This is a genomic window from Schaalia odontolytica, from assembly GCF_002847525.1.
GTDB lineage: Bacteria > Actinomycetota > Actinomycetes > Actinomycetales > Actinomycetaceae > Pauljensenia > Pauljensenia odontolytica_B.
Genome location: NZ_PKKM01000005.1, coordinates 154231 through 173513, shown reverse-complemented (window position 1 = coordinate 173513; position 19283 = coordinate 154231). Strand labels below are relative to the sequence as shown.

Sequence of the window (19283 nt, the reverse complement as noted above, 5' to 3'; positions counted from 1 at the left end):
CGGACAACTGATCACGGCCTATGTCAGACTTGGGGCATGGTGAACGCGACACCGAATGTGGTCAATGCGCAGGCGACACGGGAGTCCTCGCGCCGGTCCTGGAGTGCTGTGCGCGGATGTGCGCGCCTCGTTCTTGGTCTCCTTCTCGTACTGCCGGCCCCCCTTCAGCTGGCGATCGCCATCTATGACCATGCCCATCAGGGGATGGGAGAATCGGTGGGCTGGCCGAATTGGACCGGCTGGGTCATGGCGCTGTGCGGAATTGGCGTGCTGTGGCGCGGCGCCGGTCTTCGACGCTCGGGGCGTCAGAAAAAGGCGGAGATCGCCGAGAAATGGGCAGCTGTGGAGAGGCAACAGGCGCAGATTGAGCGCGTGTTTTCCTCGCTCGTGGGCGCTGGGCACTACGAGAGCGCACTGACTGCGCGCTACGAGCTTGCCCGAGCTGAACGTGCCAGGCTCAGCGCTCGGATTGCCGAGCACAGGTCACCGGGGTTCTTCGCGTCGCTGAGCGAGGCGTCGGGAGGAGCGGAGGATGAGATCCTTGCGCAGATGGAACGCCTGGCGGACGCGGATACCGCGATCATGGCGGCGCGCGACTTTTTTGGCCTCGCGCCCGGCTGGCGCGACGTGTGGAAGACCGAGATCGGCCCGATCATCGAAGACCTGGACATACTCGACGACGTCGCAGACACCCTCGAAAATGTCAACACGGAGCCGGGTATTCTGGCGGAGATTGAGGCGTTCAGGGAGCAGGTGGGAGACCGCAAGGATGCGGTGAACGACCTCGGGACACGCCTTGAGGGCGGGCAGATCGCTCCCGATCAGGCCCTCGAAGAACTCGATCGGATGACCAACGAGGCGCGAGCGCGCACCGCCGAGCTCATCGAAGCGACTCTCGCCACCGACGCCTCGTCGCGCGGACGGCAACGCTACATGCGATGGAGGAGCGCGGGCATCAGGCTCACTGCGGCTCACGCGGAGTACGACGCAGCCTATTGGAGCCAGGACGCGGACACTGACATCGAGTACAACCCGGCGGCCACGATTCGACTGACCGCCAACTCGGCAGGCGTTGACCTGGAAGGACTGCCGGCTCCTGCGACCGGTGTCCTGACGGCTGGTGGCTCGTCCGTCTATCTGCTGCCCATGTATCTCGACCGATACGTGAGCGGCGATGTGGACGCGCCAGGCGACGGTTCGTCGTCCGCCTGAGAGAGACGAGAGCCGCTCGTCCCGTTTTCTTGTCTCGAAAACGACTGCGCCGCCAAGCATTTCCCTGACCGTCGTGTCAGAGTGAATGTATGACGTCTTCTACGAGCGATGCAACGAACACCGGTCCTGAGGGGCGCGCCTCCCGGATCATGAGCCTCAGCGCGCGCGGTTTTCTGCGCGTCGTGGTGGGGGTGCTCCTGCTCCTGGTGACGCCTGCGTGGTTCGCAGTGTCGTACTACGAATACAGTAAGCCGACGGCGCAGGCGTCCAACCTGATCGCGCCCGTCGTGGAAATTCACGACGAGACCCATAGCTTTCAGAGCATCGACGGCCGCCCCCTGAGCGTCGTCCTCGAGGGGATCGGCTTCCTGCGGCCCACCCACCTTGTCATCCTGTCCACCGACAACTTGACCGATGACAACTTGGACGAGGCAACACTCAAGTACGCACGCGCGAAGCACCCGGAGTGGATTGCGCGCAATGGCTACAAATGGGCCGACGGCTATTTCATTCTCGCGGTGTCTCCCACGCACCGACAGGTCGGCACCTACTTCGGTGAGGACGTTGCCCCGGTCCTGTCGATCCAGGACAGTATTCAGAATGCGGCGAAGGACGATTTCCGCAACGGGCGTTGGAGCCAGGGTGTGGTTGCTGCGGTCACTGAGGCGGCAGCTCTCATGCCCAATGCGGAGGGTATGAGCCTTGAGAATCGCGTGCAGTGGCCCGGATGGAGGGGATGGGTTGCTACCCTCGGCGGAATCGGGATTCTCGCGCGCGGGCGGAGCCTGCGGCGCAAGGCTCAGCGAAACGCGCAGAAGGTTGCTGACGAATGGGAAGCTCTGGAACGTCGCCGCGGTGATGTCGAGCGCGCATTTGTGGCGCTGCTCGATGCTGGTCACTACACGACGGGGTTGTCCGCGCGCTACGAGTGTGCGCGAGCCGAATACGAGCGGGTGCGGGCCCGAATCGCCGAGGCGCAAACGACGAGCACTCTCGGAATGCTGAGCGCGCGAGCTTCGGATGAGACGGATCTGATTCTTGAGGACCTGCGTGCGTTGGCGGACGCAGACCACGCAATCTTGGCTGCGGGCGACTTTTTCGCGTTGGCGCCCGGCTGGCGCACCGTATGGGACAACGAAGTTGGCCCGGTCTTCGAAGATCTGCTGGCTGTCGACAACGTCGGGGTCAAGGTGCGCGACCACGTGAAGAGCCCGAAGGTGCACGGGGCGACCAAGTCGCTGTTCCAGTGGACGAATGAGCAACGTGCGCTGCTGCTCGGCCTCGGCACCCGTCTCGAGCGCGCCGAGGTCACCCCGGTTCAGGCTCTCGAAGAACTCGACCGGATCGCGAATGAGAGCCGCACGCGCCTGGCGGATGTGGTGACGAGCGCGTTAGCGCTCGACACCTCAACGGAGGGGAAGCAGCGGTATGCCAGGTGGCAGAGCCCCCCAGCCGAACTCGTGAATGCAGCCGAGATGTTCTACAACGGCTCCTACCTCAGCGAGGGTGCTACGCACGAGTACAACCCCGCGTCGACGATTCGACTGACCGCGAACTCCGCCGGTGTTAACCTCGCGGCATACCGGGCCAACACGTCGAGTCGTTTCAAAGACTACGACAGCTACATCTACGTGAGGCCCCTGTACCTCGACGAATACGTGATCTCTAGCGGCAGTTCCTCGTCGAGTACGTCGAGCGCGAACTACGGTTCCTCTTCGGGTGGCTTCTCAGGATCGGGCTCGTCCTCGTCCTTCTGAGACGTGGAGCGATACCCGGCAATTGAGTGCTATCCGTGCCAGAGTGGAGCCATGACATCGATAGCGCCAGGCGCGCTCACTCAGGCTCCAGAACGCCCCACGACAACGTGGCGCAGTCTGCGCGGCTTCCTGCGGATTGTGGCGGGTCTGCTCCTGTTCCTCGCAACCCCGGCGTGGTTTGCTATGGCGTCCGCCGTTGAACTTCCGCAGAGCCTCGTGTGGCCACCCTGGTACGCGTGGGCAGCCTCGATCGCGGGGATCGTCGTGTGGGTGCGGGGGTGGATGCTGCGACGTCTCGCCCGCGAGAACATGCGGCGGGCGGCCGAGGAGTGGGGTGGTCTGGAGAAACGTCACCTGGAGGTGGAGCATGCCTTTCTTCCACTCCTCGGGGCCGGGCGCTACGACCGAGGTCTGACTGCGCGCCTCGAGGCAGCTCGGTACGAGCGCGACAGTCTGCGCGCTCGTATCGCTGCGGAGGCTTCGATTCCGTTCCTCGCTTCGCTGAGCGCCGCAACGGCTCGGGAAACAGCGATGATCGTGGGGGATTTCCACGCTCTGATGGACGCCCACGCCGCGATGATGGCCGCGTGCGATCTGTTCGAGCTGACTCCTGCCTGGCGCAGGGTGTGGGACAACGAGCTGGGGCCGGTGTTCGAGGACCTGACCGTCGTTGAGACCATCACGCAAACTGTCCAGAGGCGCAGCAAGGAGCCGATGGTTCTCAGCATGGCATCATCCCTCATACTGTGGCTCGATGAGCAGCGCCTGGCCGTCAACGACCTGGGGGCGAGCCTCGAGCGCGCCCAGATGGATCCCGCCGATGCACTCACGCAGCTCGATCGGATCGCCGACGAGGCCAGGGTGCGCCTCGTGCGCCTCATCGAGGCGGCTCTCGGTGCCGACACGTCCATGATTGGGCAGAGGCGTTACAAGCGCTGGAGGAAGGGCGCGGGGGAGAAGCTGCGCACCAACGAGACGCGCTACCTCGGCGCGTACCGGATCGCCGGCGTGACGTACACCTACAACCCCGGCCAGGCGATACGGCTGACTGCAAACAGCGCGGGTATCAACCTCAAGGGGAGTGCGGCCCACTCCACCGCGCTCTTCACGGCGTTTGGCGCGCAGCTCTACGTGCCTCCCGCATACCTCCACCGCTACCTCGTGTGGGACGGGACCTCGCGGTACGGCCCCTCTCAGGCGAACTACCTGACGTCGGCCGCAAACCTCGGTCCGCGCGGGCGCACACGCTGAGCTCCGTGCTCGGTGTCCGCCCATAGCCGATGTCACGCCTGCGGGGGCCTTCCCTCGTTGAAGGGGGTGGGGGCGTGTGCGATAATGTCGTGTCGGCTTACCGGTTCACCGGCATGCCCCAGGCGCTTGTTGGCGCGCTGGAAGGCGAGTCCCCGCCAGATGCGGGGGACGCTGCATGTCCGGACCCGGGGCACCAAACGATCCAGGAGAAACTCCATGAAGCAGGGTATTCACCCCGAATACGTGGACACCGTCGTGACCTGTACGTGCGGCAACTCGTTCCACACCCGTTCCACCATCACCTCCGGTGAGATGCGCGTGGACGTGTGCTCGGCCTGCCACCCGTTCTACACGGGCAAGCAGAAGATCCTCGACACCGGCGGCCGCGTCGCCAAGTTCGAGGCTCGCTACGGCAAGCGCGTGCGCCCCTCCAAGTGAGGGTGAGCGGCTAGCTCAACGGCGGTGTCGTTGGCCCTATGGCCGACGGCGCCGCCGCTTTGTCAACTGTATGGAACGAAGGAAGTGGTGAATCGTGGCCGCGACGGATGAACTCGGTGCCCTGGGCCCCCTGCTGCAGGAATACGAGCAGGTCGAGGCGCAGATGGCGGATCCCCAGACGCTGGCGGACCCGCAGCTGATGCGCCGAGTCGGCCGACGCTACGCCGAGCTTGGCCGCGTGAAGGCTGCTGCCGATAGGCTCTCCTCCGCCTCGGGAGACCTCGAGGCCGCCCGAGAGCTGGCCGCCGAAGATCGTTCCTTCGCCGACGAGATTCCCGCCCTCGAGGAAGAGGAAGCGGCTGCCCACGAGGCGCTCGTGAAGATTCTGGCTCCCCGCGACCCCGAGGATGCGATGGACGTCATCCTTGAGATCAAGGCGGGTGAAGGCGGCGAAGAATCCGCTCTGTTCGCCTCCGATCTGGCCCGCATGTACGCCCGCTACGCGGAAGCGCACGGCTGGAGCGTCACCGAGATGAGCGCGACCCACACGGAGCTCGGCGGTTTCAAGGACATCACGCTCGCGATCCGCGCGAAGGGCACGCCCGCTCCCGACGAGGGCGTGTGGGCGCACCTGAAGTACGAGGGTGGCGTGCACCGCGTGCAGCGCGTCCCCGTCACCGAGTCGCAGGGCCGTATTCACACGAGCGCCGCAGGCGTTTTCGTCATGCCGGAGATCGAGGACGACGAGGAGATCGTCATCGACCCGAACGATCTGCGCATCGACGTCTACCGGTCCAGCGGCCCCGGCGGCCAGTCGGTCAACACGACCGACTCCGCCGTGCGCATCACGCACATTCCCTCGGGCATCGTCGTCTCGATGCAGAATGAGAAGTCGCAGCTGCAGAACAAGGAGGCCGCGCTGCGCGTGCTGGCCTCGCGACTGGCCGCCGAGGCGAGGGCGAAGAAGGAAGCCGAGGCCTCGGCCCAGCGTTTGTCCCAGGTGCGCACCGTGGATCGCTCGGAGCGCATCCGCACCTATAACTTCCCGGAGAACCGCATCGCGGATCACCGCACGGGCTTCAAGGCTCACAACCTGGACGCGGTCCTGTCCGGCGCGCTCGATGCCGTCATCGCTTCGCTGCAGGAAGCTGATGAGGCTGAGCGCCTGGCTGCCGCCGCTCAGTCATGATTGGAGGAGACATGGGGACGTGGTCCATCACGGACGCGCGTGCGTGGGCACGCGAACGCCTGACGACGGCCGGCATCGACTCGGTCGATGCGGACGTGCGTGAGCTGCTCGAGTGGGCGTGTGACGCCTCGTCCCAGTGGGAACTGCCGGCGGAGCTGAACGAGGACCAGGCCGAGAAACTGCGCTCGGCGGTGGGGGAGAGGGCCCTGCGTATTCCCCTTCAGCACGTCACGAGTCGCATGTTCTTCCGTGGCTTGACCCTGGCCGCTCGCCCCGGTGTGTTCGTCGTGCGCCCGGAGACCGAGGTTCTTGCCGGCCTCGCGATTGACGAGGCCATGTCGGTCGTCTCCCGCCGCGGTGAGGCTCGAGTCGTCGACCTGTGCGCCGGCTCCGGCGCGATCGGGCTGGCGGTGGCCATCGAGACCACCCGCACCGAGGTATGGGCAGTTGAGAAGGAAGCCGAGCCCTTCGCCCTGGCCTGTCAGAACCGTGACGCCGTGGGCGTTCCCTGCCTTCATTTGGAGCGAGGCGACGCGACGGATCCAGCCACGCTCGCGCACCTGGACGGGATGGTCGACGTCGTCGTCACCAACCCGCCCTACGTTCCCGCCGATGAGATGCCCACGCAGCCCGAGGCCAGTGCCGACCCCCACGTCGCCCTGTACGGGGGAAGCCCGGACGGGACCGAGATCCCCGCGCGCGTCGCGCGACGCGCCCTCACCCTCCTGCGCCCCGGTGGCGTCCTACTGATGGAACACTCGCCCACGCAGGAAGAGGCCATGGCGGCGCTCGCCGCCGAGCTGGGGATGACGGATATTACGACGCTGCCCGACCTGGCTGGCAGGCGTCGTTTCCTGAGCGCCCGCGCGCCCGAATCGACGAAGCCCACCGCATCCGTGACACAATGAACACGATGAGTACTGAGACGATCCTGAGCGCCGTTCCTTCCCTGAGTGAGGCTGACCAAGCGCGCGCCCAGCGGGAGCTGCGCGACGGCCATCTCCTCGTCGTACCCACGGACACCGTCTACGGCATTGGCGCGGACGCTGCCAACCCTCAAGCCGTCGCCGCAGTCCTGGCTGCCAAGGGCCGCGGACGGCAGATGCCGCCGCCCGTGCTCGTCGCGTCCGTCGACGCGATCGACTCGCTGTGCGTCGATGTGCCCGAGGCCGCCCGCGCCCTTGCGCGTGCCTTCTGGCCCGGCGGACTCACCCTCATCCTGCGCGCCCGCCCCGACCTCGGGTGGGACCTGGGTGAAACCGGCGGCACCATCGGGGTGCGCATGCCGAACCAGTCGGCCCTCCTGCGCCTCCTGCATGACTTCGGACCAATGGCCGTCACCTCCGCGAACCTGACCGGTCAGCCTCCCGCGACCTCGGTCGAGCAGGCCGTCGGATACTTCGGAACACGCGTGTCCGCCTACCTCGACGGTGGCCCCACACAAGGTTCCACGGCCTCGTCAATCGTTGACTTCGCGCACGATGCGCCCCGGGCTCTCCGCCTCGGGACCATCTCCCTGGATGACCTCAGCGCCGCCGCTGGCGTGCCCATCGCCCCCGTCGAAGGGGCTGCTTCGTGAAGGTCTACCTGCTGCTGGGTGCCATTGCGATGGCCCTGACGATCCTGCTGACCCCGGCTGTGCGCTGGGCGTGCTTGCGGTTCAACATCTTGCCGCCCGTGCGTGGGCGTGACATCCAGAAGACACCGATTCCGCGCCTCGGCGGCGTCGCGATGACGATCGCACTGATCATCACGATGCTGCTTGCCTCGCGGATCCCCTACATGGCGCCACTTTTTACCACCACGGTCCCGTGGGCCGTCATGGCCGGTGCCGGTGCCATGTGCATCCTCGGCATCATCGATGACATCATCGAGTTGGACTGGATGGCCAAGCTCGGCGGTCAGGTGCTGATCGCGGGTGGTATGGCTTTCGGCGGGGTGCAGCTGGCCTCGTTCCCGATTTTCGGCCTGACGCTCGGATCCTCCCGACTGTGGCTCTTCGTCTCCGTCTTTTTTATTGTCGGCATCATGAACGCCGTCAACTTCATCGACGGACTTGACGGCTTGGCCTCCGGCATGATCGCGATCGGTGCGGGGTCCTTCTTCGTCTATTCCTACATCGTCACCCGGCTCATGGGCGCGGCCTCCTACGCGACGACCGCTAGCCTCATCGTGATCGCGCTGCTCGGAGTGTGCGCAGGCTTCCTCTGGTTCAACTTCCACCCCTCCTCGATCATGATGGGCGGGGGAGCGGAGACCATGGGCCTCGTCCTGGCTGCCGCCGGCATCATCGTCACCGGCAAGATCGATCCCTCGCTGCTCGGACGCCAGCAGATGATCGTGTCCGCGCTGCCGCTCATCCTGCCGCTGTCGGTCATCTTCATGCCCGTCCTCGACCTGGTCGTCACCTCGATTCGCCGCATGAGCCGAGGCAAGAGCCCCTTCGTTGCCGACCGCTCCCACTTCCACGACCGTCTCCTCGTTGCCGGGCACTCTCACCGCGGGGTCGTTGCGATCCTGTGGATGTGGACCGCCATCGTCTGCGTCCCCGCAGTCGGGCTCCTCGTGTTCGAGTGGTGGAGCGTCGCGCTCGTCGCCATCATTGCGGCAGCAATCGGTGTGGCTGTCACCACCCGTGAATTCCCCAAGGAAGACCCCGCCCACGAAGAGGTTTCCGCATGAGCTACCTGCTCGCTGTTGTCATGGTCGTCATCATCTGCGGCGCGCAGTGGTTCTTCACCTCGCGCGCTCTGCGCTCGCCCTCCCACTTCATCGGATGGGTGACCGGCGGATACGCGGCGAAGATCGCTCTGCTGGCCATCGGACTGTATGTTCCGCGCGCCCTGGGCATGGACGTCCGGGTGGCCGCAATCGCCACGATCATCGCGATTATCGTGTCCTCGACGGTCGAGATGATGGTCATGATGCGCAAGCGCACGATGAACGTGGACGCGCCGAGCGACACTCAGTAACCCTTGCGCGCGCTAGGCGGCCCCTTCTCTGTATAGAATGGTTGAGTTGCCCCGGCAGCAGACACAAACCAATGGAGTTGAGATGAAGGAGGCACATTCAGTGTCCGATCACGCGCCTGCTCGCCGCACCGCGTCCAAGCCGCGTTGGTATTGGGTGAGCCTCGCGATCCTTCTCATCGTCATCGCACTCACCGCCTACCCTGCGTTCACGCAGCACCCCCACCAGCCGGCCCTCGGGGACTTTTTCCCGACCGTGATTTTCGGTGAGGGAACGTTCTTCGAGTTCAACCGACTGACTCTCGCCCGCGTCATCATGGGCCTGGTCATCTCGCTGATTCTCGTTGCAGTCGCGCGCAAGCCTCAGCTGGTGCCGACCCGCGGACAGATGGTCATCGAGGGGCTCGCCGGTTACATTCGCGACAATGTTGCTCTCGACATGCTTGGCCCCAAGACCGGTCGCAAGTTCTCCGGCTTCATTGGCTTCCTGTTCTTTGGCGTCCTGTCGATGAACATTGCGGGCATCATCCCCGGCATCAACATCGCGGCCTCGTCGGTCGTAGCCGTCCCGATGGTCTTCGCGCTCATTACGTACGTGACCTTCATCGGTGCGGGTATCTCCAAGCAGGGCGTCGGCGGTTTCTTTTCCTCGCAGCTTTTCCCGCCGGGACTGCCCGTCCCCATGTATCTGCTGATCACGCCCATCGAGTTCCTCTCGAACTTTATCGTTCGCCCCGTCACGCTGACCCTGCGTCTTCTGTGCAACATGATCTCGGGCCACCTCCTGCTGGGTATGACCTACTTTGGAACGGCGATTCTGCTCCACGAGCTCTCCGTCCTGTCTGCCGCGTCCGCGCTGACCGGTGCCGCCATGTTTGTCATGACGGGCTTCGAGGTCTTCGTTGCCTTCCTGCAGGCGTACATTTTCACGATCCTGTCGACCGTGTACATCAAGCTTTCCGTCGAACATCACTGACCCCCAACGCCACCCGGCGTTACTAACAGAAGGAAACCACTATGGGAACCGCAGCATTCGCCTACATCGGCTACGGCCTCGCCACCCTGGGCCCCGGCCTCGGCATCGGCCTCATGGTCGGCAAGACCCAGGAAGCGACCGCCCGTCAGCCCGAGGTTGCCGGCCGTCTCTTCACCAACATGATCATCGGCGCCGGCATGGTCGAGGCCCTCGGCCTCATCGGCTTCGTTCTGCCGCTCATCGTTAAGTGATCGCCATGCACCAGATTGTCGCCGCGTCGGACCAGGAGGTCGGCGGCCTCGCCGTCATCCTGCCGCCGCTGTACGAGATTTTCTGGTCGGCTCTCGTTCTGCTTATCGTCCTGCTCCTCGTCGGACGCTACGCGCTGCCTCGCATCTACAAGACGATGGACGAGCGCGCTGCGAAGATCGAGGAGGGACTCGGCGCCGCCGAGCAAGCGAAGGCCGATCAGGCTGCCGCTGCGCTCAAGCGCGAGGAGATCATTCGAGAGGCTCACGCTGAAGCGCACACCATCCGTGAGCGCGCCAACGACGAAGCGAAGGCCATCGTGGCCGCCGCGCGTCACGAGGCAACCAGCGAGGCCAACCGTATTCTCGAGGCCTCCGAGCGTCAGATCCTCGCCGAGAAGCAGGCTGCGCAGATCTCCCTGCGTTCCGAGGTGGGTCTGCTCGCCTCCGAGCTGGCAGAGAAGATCATCGGTGAGCACCTCACCGACACGGCCCTGACTTCTCGCGTGGTCGATCGCTTCCTTGACGAGCTCGAGGCCGACAGCGCCCGGGTCGAGGAGAAGCGATGACACAGATGCGCACGATCGAGTCCGTCCCCTTCGCGAAGGAGCTGGCGGCGGCCCTGGCCACACCCGGCACCGACCCAATGCGGGTTGCCGAGGATTTTTTCGGCCTGGCCGACCTGTTCAAGGAGAACACTCGTCTCGCGCGTGCAGCGACCGACCCGGCGCGGTCGGTCGCAGATAAGCAGGGGCTCGCCTCCACCGCGTTCGCTTCGCACGTGACGGCTGCGACGCTGTCCGTCGTGAATGCGGTCGTCGCCGACCACTGGCGTCATCCGGCGGATGTGGCGGACACGCTCGAGGTGCTCGGCATCCTTGGCGTGCTCAATGCTGCGGGTGCTCACAATGCCCTCGATCAGGTCCGCGAGGAGCTGTTCCAGGTCCGCTACTTCCTGGCACACAACCGCGAGGTGCGCGTGCGCCTGTCGGATACGTCCAAGGGCAACTCTCACGAGCGCGGGGATATCGCAACCAAGCTCTTTGGCGAGTGCATCAGCGTCTGGACAATGCGCCTCGTGCGCCGTGCTGTTGGCCGATCGAACCACGGTCGTCTGCTGCACAACCTGCGTCGCTACGCTCAGTGGGCCGCAACCATGCAGGACCGCCTCTTCGTCACGGTCGCCACGGCCTCGACGATGAGCGATGCGCAGGTCGAGCGCCTGCGCACGATCCTGACGAAGCGCTACGGCACGCCCGTTGACCTGGCGATCTCGGTCGATCCTGAGCTCATTGGCGGCTTCCGTCTGCGCGCGGGCATGACCGCGATCGACGCCTCGTTGGCCAGTCGCATCAGTGCAGCGCGCGACGCGATCGCCAGCTAGCACTTCTCGTACACACATTAATTTCTTTTACCTAGTTAGGAATCCTCATGGCTGACCTCAGCATCTCCCCGGAGGAAATCCGCGGAGCACTGGACTCCTTTATGGAGTCCTACCGTCCGGCGGACGTGGCCACCGAAGAGGTGGGTCACGTCATCGAAACGGCCGATGGTATCGCGCACGTCGAGGGCCTGCCCGGCACCATGGCGAACGAGCTGCTGCGTTTCGAGGACGGGACGCTGGGCCTGGCCATGAACCTCGACCAGCGCGAGATCGGCGCCGTCGTCCTCGGTGACTTCGGCGGCATCGAAGAGGGCCAGGTCGTGCACCGCACGGGCGAGGTTCTCTCGGTTCCCGTCGGTGACGGCTACCTGGGTCGCACGGTAGACCCGCTCGGCCGCCCGATTGACGGCCTCGGCGAGATCACGGACCTGGACGGGCGCCGCGCGCTCGAACTGCAGGCCCCCGGCGTGATGGCGCGTAAGAGCGTCCACGAGCCCCTCGCGACCGGCCTGAAGGCCATCGACTCGATGATCCCGGTTGGCCGCGGCCAGCGTCAGCTGATCATCGGTGACCGCAAGACCGGCAAGACCGCGATCGCCCTTGATACGATCCTCAACCAGCGCGAGAACTGGAAGAGCGGCGACCCGAACAAGCAGGTGCGTTGCATCTACGTGGCGATCGGCCAGAAGGGCTCGACCATCGCATCCGTGCGCTCCACGCTCGAGGATGCTGGCGCTATGGAGTACACGACCATCGTGGCCTCCCCGGCCTCGGACCCCGCCGGCTACAAGTACATGGCCCCCTACACGGGTTCCGCCATTGGCCAGCACTGGATGTACCAGGGCAAGCACGTCCTCATCGTCTTCGACGACCTGTCCAAGCAGGCCGAGGCCTACCGTGCGGTGTCGCTACTGCTGCGTCGCCCGCCGGGCCGCGAAGCCTACCCCGGCGACGTCTTCTACTTGCACTCCCGCCTGCTGGAGCGTTGCGCGAAGCTCTCGGACGCCCTGGGTGGCGGTTCGATGACCGGCCTGCCGATCATCGAAACCAAGGCGAACGACGTGTCGGCCTACATCCCGACCAACGTCATTTCGATCACCGACGGCCAGATCTTCCTGCAGTCCGACCTGTTCAACTCGAATCAGCGTCCTGCCGTCGACGTGGGTATCTCCGTGTCCCGTGTTGGTGGCGCGGCCCAGCCCAAGGCCATGAAGAAGGTCGCTGGTACGCTCAAGCTGACGCTCGCGCAGTACCGCTCGATGGCCGCCTTCGCCATGTTCGCTTCCGACCTGGATGCGGCGACTCGTCGTCAGCTGACCCGCGGTGAGCGCCTCATGGAGCTGCTCAAGCAGCCTCAGTCCACGCCTTACGCGATGGAAGACCAGGTCGCTTCGATCTGGATGGGCACCAAGGGCTACCTCGATGACATTGAGGTCGAGAACGTCCTGCGCTTCGAGCGAGGCCTGCTCGACCACCTCCACGCGAACTCCACCGTGCTCGATACGATCGCGGCGACCGGCGACCTGACCTCCGAGACGGAGGAGGCGCTCAAGAACGCCGTCGAGGAGTTCCACCACCAGTGGATCAGCGCCGGACGTGGCGCCGCCGGACTCGAGGACGGCGAGGTCGTGGCTGAGCGCACCCGCGAGGAAATTTCGCGCGGTCGCACGAGCGAGAAGGCCTAAGCGATGGGTGGACAGCAGAGGATCTACAAGCAGCGTATCGCCTCGACGACGACGCTCGCGAAGGTCTTCCGCGCCATGGAGATGATCGCTGCGTCTCGCATTGGCGCGGCGCGGCGCGCTGCCACCGAGGCGGGGCCTTACGAAAAGGCCCTGACCCAGGCGGTCGCGGCGGTCGCGGTCCACACGGACCTCGACCACCCGCTGACCGAGGAACGCGAGGATACCAATCGCGTGGCCATCCTGGTCGTGGCATCGGATCGCGGTATGGCCGGAGCCTACTCGGCGACCATCCTGCGCGAATCGGAGAAACTCATCGCGGACCTGCGTGAGGACGGCTACGAGCCCGTCGTCTACACCTTCGGTCGCAGGGCCTCGGCGTACTTCCGCTTCCGCGGCGTTGACATCGAACGCGAGTGGGAAGGGGAGTCGGATTCTCCGTCCCCCGAGACCGCGCGTGAGATGGCGAACGTGCTGCTCGAACGTTTCCTGGACCCGGACCCGGATACGGGCGTTGGCGCGCTGCACCTCGTGTACACGCGCTTCAAGACCGTGATGAGTCAGGTGCCCGAGGTACGCCAGATGCTGCCGCTGACGGTTGTGGACGCCCCCGAATCAGACGAGGAGCGCGCCACCGAACGCGGCTTCGCGGACGATCCGTCCTTGGCCCAGCCGGAATACGAGTTTATTCCGTCTGCGGAAGCTGTTCTGGACACGCTTCTTCCCCTGTACGTGGAGGCGCGTATCCACAACGTGCTCCTGCAGTCGGCAGCGTCCGAGCTTGCATCGCGCCAGCGCGCCATGCACACCGCGACGGACAACGCGAACGAGCTCATCACCAAGTACACGCGTCTGGCGAACTCGGCCCGCCAGGCGGAAATTACCCAGGAAATCACCGAAATCGTGGGCGGGGCCGACGCTCTTAACGCGAGCTAAGCCCTTCGAGACACGGAGTAACACCATGACTGATACACATGCAATCGCCGAGGGACGCGTCGCACGCGTCGTCGGCCCTGTCGTCGATGTCGAGTTTCCCCCGGACCGCATCCCGCCGCTGTACAACGCGCTGACCGTCGAGGTGAACCTCGCAGGCCAGGGCGAGGGCGAGTCGACCTTCACGATGACCCTCGAGGTTGCCCAGCACCTCGGTGACAACCTCGTGCGTACCATCGCGCTGAAGCCGACCGACGGCCTCGTGCGTGGCGCCCCCGTCACCGACACCGGCGCCCCGATCACCGTGCCCGTTGGCGACGTCACGAAGGGCCACGTGTTCAACGTGACCGGCGACGTGCTGAACCTTGAAGAAGGCGAGACCCTCGAGGTCACCGAGCGCTGGCCGATCCACCGTCAGCCCCCGGCCTTCGACCAGCTCGAGGCACGCACCAAGATGTTCGAGACCGGCATCAAGGTCATCGACCTGCTGACCCCCTACGTGCAGGGTGGCAAGATTGGCCTCTTCGGCGGTGCGGGCGTCGGTAAGACTGTCCTCATCCAAGAGATGATCCAGCGCGTGGCCCAGGACCACGGCGGCGTCTCCGTGTTCGCCGGCGTCGGTGAGCGTACCCGTGAGGGCAACGACCTCATCGGTGAAATGGAAGAGGCGGGCGTCTTCGACAAGACCGCCCTCGTCTTCGGCCAGATGGACGAGCCGCCGGGCACGCGTCTGCGCATCGCCCTGACGGGCCTGACCATGGCGGAGTACTTCCGCGATGTCCAGCACCAGGACGTCCTCCTGTTCATCGACAACATCTTCCGCTTCACCCAGGCGGGCTCCGAGGTTTCCACGCTGCTGGGCCGCATGCCCTCGGCCGTGGGTTACCAGCCCAACCTGGCTGACGAGATGGGTCTGCTTCAGGAGCGCATTACGTCGGCCGGTGGCCACTCGATCACCTCGCTGCAGGCGATTTACGTTCCCGCCGACGACTACACCGACCCGGCCCCGGCGACGACCTTCGCCCACCTGGATGCGACGACCGAGCTCTCCCGTGAGATTGCGGCCAAGGGTATTTACCCCGCCGTGGATCCGCTGGCCTCGACCTCGCGTATCCTCGACCCGGCCCTGGTCGGTCGCGAGCACTACGACGTCGCCACGCACGTCAAGGCCATCCTGCAGAAGAACAAGGAGCTGCAGGACATCATCGCCATCCTCGGCGTCGACGAGCTGAGCGAGGACGACAAGGTCACCGTCGCGCGTGCTCGCCGCATCGAGCAGTTCCTGTCGCAGAACATGTACATGGCCGAGAAGTTCACGGGCGTGCCCGGCTCGACCGTGCCGCTGTCGGAGACCATTGAGGCGTTCAAGCGTATCGCCGAGGGCTACTACGACGATGTTCCGGAGCAGGCGTTCTACAACTGCGGTGGCATCGATGACCTGGAGCGCAACGCTCACGAGCTGGCCAAGGAAGCCTGATGGCATCGGGCAAGTCCTTGCAGGTTGAGGTCGTCTCCCACGAGGGACGCCTGTGGCACGGCGCGGCCGCGTCCGTCCAGTTTCCGACGGTCGACGGAAGCCTCGGTGTCCTGCCGGGCCGTCAGCCGCTCCTCGCCCAGCTGAGCGAGGGAACTGTGACGGTGTCCCGCGCGCACGAGGTCGTGTCTTTCCAGGTCACTGGGGGATTTGCCTCAGTCGACTCGGATTTCGTCACGGTCGTGGCCGACCACGCTACAGTGGCAGAACAGTAATTCGACGCAGCGCGAGGAGGACCTCATGAGCCTGATGACGATTGTGATCTGGTGTGCGGTTCTCCTCGCGTGCGTCGGGGCGATCCTGTGGGTGTACATGAATGTGCGCGCCCGCAGGATCGTTTCGCGTCTGGGTGCTTTCCGCTGTTGGTCGCGCCCGGACGTTCACTCTGGCTGGACGGCTGGCATTGGCGTGTATGGCGTCGAGGAGCTGTCCTGGTATCGGCTGGTGGGGCTGACCTTTAAGCCGGTGTATTCGATCCCTCGTCGGGGCATGGAGGTCTCGGCCCCGATTGCGCACTCGGCCGACGGTTCCGTCGTCGAGGTGCGACTGGCGTATGGTGACCATCGTTACGAGGTGGCCGTAGAACGCTTGACATATAACGGATTGGTCTCCTGGGTGGAGTCCGGTCCTCCGCGCCTGGTCTGAGCAGGATTGGTAAGCTCGCGGGGTGCGTATTGTTATTGCTTCCTGCACCGTTGATTATTCCGGTCGTCTGAGTGCCCACCTGGATGCCGCTAAGCGCGTCATCATGCTCAAGGGTGACGGCTCTGTCCTCATCCATTCCGAGGGCGGTTCCTACAAGCCGCTTAACTGGATGACCGCTCCCTGCACGGTTTCCATGGGGGAACCCGGCGAGGACGAGGAAGGCGTCGAGCAGGTCTGGACGGTTCAGGCCGACAAGACTGACGACAAGCTGATCATCCGCATCCACGAGATCATCGCGGATGTCACCGAGGATCTGGGTGTGGATCCCGGCCTCGTGAAGGATGGCGTCGAGGCGCACCTGCAGGAGCTACTCGCGGAGCAGGTGCCCCAGATCCTTGGCGACGGCTGGGAGCTGGTGCGCCGCGAGTTCCCCACGCCCGTGGGCCCGGTGGACCTCATGGTGCGCGACGCCGACGGCAATCACGTGGCGATCGAGGTGAAGCGCCGGGGCGGCATCGATGGCGTTGAGCAGCTGACGCGCTACCTGTCGCTGCTGGGGCGCGATGCGCTCCTCGGCGATGTGACCGGTATTTTCGCAGCCCAGGAGATCACCAAGCAGGCGCGCACCCTCGCCGAGGATCGCGGTATCCGCTGCGTGGTACTCGACTACGACGCGATGCGCGGGGTGGATGACCCCGAGTCTCGTCTGTTCTGATGGAGGCATCCCGTCGTGTGAGCCTGGGGAGAATCATCGCCCAAGGACTCGTCCCTGCGACCGCGGCGCGTTCGCCGCTGGACACCGTTGAGAATCTGGCGGCACTGCAAGGTCAGCAGGCGAGCGCGATCCCGTGGGCGATTGGCGTGCGCTGCGCGGGAGTGTCGCGCGCTCGCGTCGAGGAGTCATTCGCACGTGGTGAGCTGGTTCGCTCCTGGCCGATGCGCGGCACCATTCACGTGACGAGCGCCCGTGACCACCATTGGCTGCGCCGTCTGCTGCGTCACCGGCGTGCGGCGTGGGAACGCCAGGCGCTTTCTCTGGGCCTCACCGATGCTCTCGTCGAACGTGCGGCGCAGGTTGCGTGTGACCTGCTGGATACCTCACCCCAGGGAGTGAGCCGCGCCGAGCTTGTCGAGGCGTGGGGTAGTAGGGGGATCGATACGGTGACGACTTCTTCCGCGCAGGACGGGCTACGGCGTCGCCACCTCATCATGCGCCTGAACCTGGACGGTGTGCTTACCGCGGGGCCCGTGCGCGCGGGTGAACACCTGATCGTTGACGCGCGCTCACTTCCGGCCGCCCCCGGGGTCGCGAAAGGAGAGCCCGGGCACGAAGAAGCCCTCGCGGTCCTGGCAGCGCGTTACGCCTGGGGGCACGGTCCCATCGACGAGGCGGACCTGGCTAGGTGGACCGGGTTGACTCTCACCGAAGCGCGCCGAGCGTTGGCCGGGGCGCGCGTGGCGGGGGAGAGTATAGGTCTTCCTCTTGCGGAATATGGAGCCGGTCTGGCTCGCGCAGATCTCGCAGATCTCGTGGAAGACTTCCGCGCTGAGGCGGAGGCGATGCTCGCGCTGCCCTCATTTGATGAGTTACATGTCGGCTACAAGGACCGCTCCTGCCTGACGGACGAGGCGGGCGAGGCTTTGATCTGCCCGGCGAAGAACGGCATGTTCCGTCCGATTGCTGTCGCAGGTGGACGCTTGGTTGCCGTGCGCGCCCCCGGTAGCCAGGTTGTGACCGCCGACGGCTGCGGGACCTATGAGGAATCAGCGCGACGAGCGTTCGATGACTGGGAGAAATGGTTGTCTGAGACGCAGCAGTGATGTGTCAGGTGTGCCACAATTAATGCATGACTACTTCTGTGTTGCGTGGCCGTCTGGTCCTCGAAGATACCGTCGTTGAGGATGGAATCATCGAGTTCGACGGCGCGACTATTACCCGTGTGTGTCCCGTTTCCGAGTACGAGGGCGAGGCGCCCGAGGCCAGCGATGCGACCTACCTGCCCGGCCTCGTTGATGTGCACTGTCACGGCGGCGGCGGAGAGTCCTTCCCCAACGCCGAGACCGCCGAGGAAGCCCTCGTTGCGGTCCTCGAGCATCGCCGTCACGGCACGACCTCCCTGGTCGCATCCTGCGTGACCGCCTCCGCCGAGGTGCTGCGTGCGCGCGCGAAGACCCTGGCCGAGCTGGCGAAGGCCGATGAGCTCGCCGGCATCCACTTCGAAGGGCCATTCGTCTCCCACGAACGCTGCGGCGCCCAGGATCCGACGTTTATCGTCGATCCCGACGCGGACCTGACGCGCACCCTCATCGAGGACTGCCAGGGCTACGCGCTGTCCATGACGCTGGCCCCCGAGAAGCCGGGCGCCTACGGACCCGGCTCGGTTGCCGAAGCCCTCATCGATGGGGGAGCGCTGCCGTCGTGGGGACACACCGATTCCAACTCGGTGAAGGCTCGCGAGGCCCTGGCCTACTCGCGTGAGCGTTTCGCGCAGGTAGAGACCAAGCGCGGCCCCCGCGCGACGATCACCCACCTGTTCAACGGCATGCGCCCGCTGCACCACCGCGACACCGGTCCAATCGCCGAGTTCCTTTCTGATGCCGCTCGCGGCGGAGCTGTCGCCGAGCTGATCTGCGACTCCATCCACGTCGATCCTTCGCTCGTGCGTGACGTGTACGAGCTGGTGGGCCGCGAGCACGTCGTCCTCATCACCGATGCGATGGCGGCCGCCGGCATGGCCGACGGGCAGTACACGCTCGGCCCCCAGGACGTCATCGTCAAGGATGGCGTTGCACGCCTCGCGCAGGGGAACGCCATTGCCGGTGGCACCGCACACCTCATGGACTGCGTGCGCGTCGCCGTTACCCGCGGCGGCATCCCGCTCGTGGACGCCGTGTACATGGCCTCCGTCCAGGGCGCCACGATCCTGGGCGACGACACCATTGGCTCCCTTGCGCCCGGCAAGAAGGCTGACATTGTCGAGGTCGACTCTGACCTCGCCGTGCGCCGCGTCTGGCGACGTGGCACTGTGGTTGCGTGAGAGGCAAGCGAAGCAAGAAACGACCGT

Annotated in this window: 21 protein-coding genes; all 21 read left to right on the top strand. The window is 65.3% G+C overall.

Annotation, left to right across the window (positions count from 1 at the left end; translation table 11 throughout):
- The first annotated feature begins 216 nt into the window (after positions 1–216).
- A complete protein-coding gene (locus CYJ22_RS04870) occupies positions 217–1212 on the top strand; it encodes a DUF5129 domain-containing protein (protein ID WP_243390457.1) in 996 nt (331 codons plus the stop codon).
- 89 nt (positions 1213–1301) lie between these two features.
- On the top strand, positions 1302–2969 hold the full coding sequence (locus CYJ22_RS04865; protein WP_101601507.1) for a DUF5129 domain-containing protein: 1668 nt from the start codon (positions 1302–1304) through the stop codon (positions 2967–2969).
- Positions 2970–3020: 51 nt separating this feature from the next.
- On the top strand, positions 3021–4220 hold the full coding sequence (locus tag CYJ22_RS04860) for a DUF5129 domain-containing protein (protein ID WP_165782125.1): 1200 nt from the start codon (positions 3021–3023) through the stop codon (positions 4218–4220).
- Positions 4221–4436: 216 nt separating this feature from the next.
- On the top strand, positions 4437–4658 hold the full coding sequence (gene rpmE, locus CYJ22_RS04855) for a 50S ribosomal protein L31 (protein ID WP_007589405.1): 222 nt from the start codon (positions 4437–4439) through the stop codon (positions 4656–4658).
- Positions 4659–4752: 94 nt separating this feature from the next.
- Positions 4753–5847, top strand: a complete 1095-nt coding sequence (gene prfA, locus CYJ22_RS04850) for a peptide chain release factor 1 (RefSeq protein ID WP_082144892.1) — start codon at positions 4753–4755, stop codon at positions 5845–5847.
- Complete coding sequence (locus tag CYJ22_RS04845; protein WP_101601505.1) at positions 5844–6755, top strand: N5-glutamine methyltransferase family protein; 912 nt, start codon at positions 5844–5846, stop codon at positions 6753–6755. The genes prfA and CYJ22_RS04845 overlap by 4 nt, the downstream gene beginning before the upstream one ends.
- Positions 6752–7426, top strand: coding sequence for an L-threonylcarbamoyladenylate synthase (locus CYJ22_RS04840; protein ID WP_101601502.1), 675 nt, complete (start codon positions 6752–6754; stop codon positions 7424–7426). The genes CYJ22_RS04845 and CYJ22_RS04840 overlap by 4 nt, the downstream gene beginning before the upstream one ends.
- Positions 7423–8529, top strand: coding sequence for an MraY family glycosyltransferase (locus CYJ22_RS04835; protein ID WP_007589447.1), 1107 nt, complete (start codon positions 7423–7425; stop codon positions 8527–8529). Before CYJ22_RS04840 ends, CYJ22_RS04835 begins: the two co-directional genes overlap by 4 nt.
- Positions 8526–8819, top strand: coding sequence for a hypothetical protein (locus tag CYJ22_RS04830; protein ID WP_007589424.1), 294 nt, complete (start codon positions 8526–8528; stop codon positions 8817–8819). Before CYJ22_RS04835 ends, CYJ22_RS04830 begins: the two co-directional genes overlap by 4 nt.
- Before the next feature lie 82 nt (positions 8820–8901).
- A complete protein-coding gene (gene atpB, locus CYJ22_RS04825) occupies positions 8902–9792 on the top strand; it encodes a F0F1 ATP synthase subunit A (RefSeq protein ID WP_207760508.1) in 891 nt (296 codons plus the stop codon).
- 41 nt (positions 9793–9833) lie between these two features.
- Positions 9834–10043, top strand: a complete 210-nt coding sequence (atpE, locus tag CYJ22_RS04820; RefSeq protein ID WP_003792932.1) for an ATP synthase F0 subunit C — start codon at positions 9834–9836, stop codon at positions 10041–10043.
- A 5-nt stretch (positions 10044–10048) separates the two neighbouring features.
- Complete coding sequence (gene atpF / locus CYJ22_RS04815; protein WP_007589435.1) at positions 10049–10609, top strand: F0F1 ATP synthase subunit B; 561 nt, start codon at positions 10049–10051, stop codon at positions 10607–10609.
- Entirely contained in the window at positions 10606–11424 is an 819-nt protein-coding gene (locus CYJ22_RS04810; RefSeq protein ID WP_101601497.1) for a F0F1 ATP synthase subunit delta, read from the top strand. Before atpF ends, CYJ22_RS04810 begins: the two co-directional genes overlap by 4 nt.
- 47 nt (positions 11425–11471) lie before the next feature.
- A complete protein-coding gene (gene atpA, locus CYJ22_RS04805) occupies positions 11472–13109 on the top strand; it encodes a F0F1 ATP synthase subunit alpha (RefSeq protein ID WP_101601493.1) in 1638 nt (545 codons plus the stop codon).
- A gap of 3 nt (positions 13110–13112) precedes the next feature.
- Positions 13113–14042 (top strand): F0F1 ATP synthase subunit gamma, encoded by a 930-nt coding sequence (locus tag CYJ22_RS04800; protein ID WP_007589380.1) that lies wholly within the window; start codon positions 13113–13115, stop codon positions 14040–14042.
- A 25-nt stretch (positions 14043–14067) separates the two neighbouring features.
- The gene (atpD, locus tag CYJ22_RS04795) at positions 14068–15516 is read left to right on the top strand and encodes a F0F1 ATP synthase subunit beta (protein ID WP_003792927.1); all 1449 of its coding nucleotides are present in this window, start codon (positions 14068–14070) and stop codon (positions 15514–15516) included.
- Positions 15516–15788 (top strand): F0F1 ATP synthase subunit epsilon, encoded by a 273-nt coding sequence (locus CYJ22_RS04790; RefSeq protein WP_007589438.1) that lies wholly within the window; start codon positions 15516–15518, stop codon positions 15786–15788. The genes atpD and CYJ22_RS04790 overlap by 1 nt, the downstream gene beginning before the upstream one ends.
- Before the next feature lie 25 nt (positions 15789–15813).
- Positions 15814–16218: a DUF2550 family protein gene (locus tag CYJ22_RS04785; RefSeq protein WP_007589421.1), complete on the top strand. Its 405-nt coding sequence runs from the start codon at positions 15814–15816 to the stop codon at positions 16216–16218.
- A gap of 22 nt (positions 16219–16240) precedes the next feature.
- Complete coding sequence (gene nucS / locus CYJ22_RS04780; protein WP_007589403.1) at positions 16241–16933, top strand: endonuclease NucS; 693 nt, start codon at positions 16241–16243, stop codon at positions 16931–16933.
- Entirely contained in the window at positions 16933–18039 is a 1107-nt protein-coding gene (locus CYJ22_RS04775) for a DNA glycosylase AlkZ-like family protein (protein WP_101601491.1), read from the top strand. Before nucS ends, CYJ22_RS04775 begins: the two co-directional genes overlap by 1 nt.
- A gap of 26 nt (positions 18040–18065) precedes the next feature.
- Complete coding sequence (locus tag CYJ22_RS04770; protein WP_034496815.1) at positions 18066–19256, top strand: N-acetylglucosamine-6-phosphate deacetylase; 1191 nt, start codon at positions 18066–18068, stop codon at positions 19254–19256.
- Positions 19257–19283 lie beyond the last annotated feature (27 nt).

Excerpts from the sequence above, each read along its gene's own strand:
- CYJ22_RS04865 (WP_101601507.1), top strand. The coding sequence starts at position 1,302 with ATGACGTCTTCTACGAGCGATGCAACGAACACCGGTCCTGAGGGGCGC.
- CYJ22_RS04830 (WP_007589424.1), top strand. The coding sequence starts at position 8,526 with ATGAGCTACCTGCTCGCTGTTGTCATGGTCGTCATCATCTGCGGCGCG.
- CYJ22_RS04785 (WP_007589421.1), top strand. The coding sequence starts at position 15,814 with ATGAGCCTGATGACGATTGTGATCTGGTGTGCGGTTCTCCTCGCGTGC.
- CYJ22_RS04845 (WP_101601505.1), top strand. The coding sequence starts at position 5,844 with ATGATTGGAGGAGACATGGGGACGTGGTCCATCACGGACGCGCGTGCG.
- CYJ22_RS04840 (WP_101601502.1), top strand. The coding sequence starts at position 6,752 with ATGAACACGATGAGTACTGAGACGATCCTGAGCGCCGTTCCTTCCCTG.
- atpB (WP_207760508.1), top strand. The coding sequence starts at position 8,902 with ATGAAGGAGGCACATTCAGTGTCCGATCACGCGCCTGCTCGCCGCACC.
- rpmE (WP_007589405.1), top strand. The coding sequence starts at position 4,437 with ATGAAGCAGGGTATTCACCCCGAATACGTGGACACCGTCGTGACCTGT.
- CYJ22_RS04810 (WP_101601497.1), top strand. The coding sequence starts at position 10,606 with ATGACACAGATGCGCACGATCGAGTCCGTCCCCTTCGCGAAGGAGCTG.
- CYJ22_RS04790 (WP_007589438.1), top strand. The coding sequence starts at position 15,516 with ATGGCATCGGGCAAGTCCTTGCAGGTTGAGGTCGTCTCCCACGAGGGA.
- atpE (WP_003792932.1), top strand. The coding sequence starts at position 9,834 with ATGGGAACCGCAGCATTCGCCTACATCGGCTACGGCCTCGCCACCCTG.
- atpA (WP_101601493.1), top strand. The coding sequence starts at position 11,472 with ATGGCTGACCTCAGCATCTCCCCGGAGGAAATCCGCGGAGCACTGGAC.
- atpD (WP_003792927.1), top strand. The coding sequence starts at position 14,068 with ATGACTGATACACATGCAATCGCCGAGGGACGCGTCGCACGCGTCGTC.
- CYJ22_RS04775 (WP_101601491.1), top strand. The coding sequence starts at position 16,933 with ATGGAGGCATCCCGTCGTGTGAGCCTGGGGAGAATCATCGCCCAAGGA.
- CYJ22_RS04860 (WP_165782125.1), top strand. The coding sequence starts at position 3,021 with ATGACATCGATAGCGCCAGGCGCGCTCACTCAGGCTCCAGAACGCCCC.
- CYJ22_RS04770 (WP_034496815.1), top strand. The coding sequence starts at position 18,066 with ATGACTACTTCTGTGTTGCGTGGCCGTCTGGTCCTCGAAGATACCGTC.
- atpF (WP_007589435.1), top strand. The coding sequence starts at position 10,049 with ATGCACCAGATTGTCGCCGCGTCGGACCAGGAGGTCGGCGGCCTCGCC.
- CYJ22_RS04800 (WP_007589380.1), top strand. The coding sequence starts at position 13,113 with ATGGGTGGACAGCAGAGGATCTACAAGCAGCGTATCGCCTCGACGACG.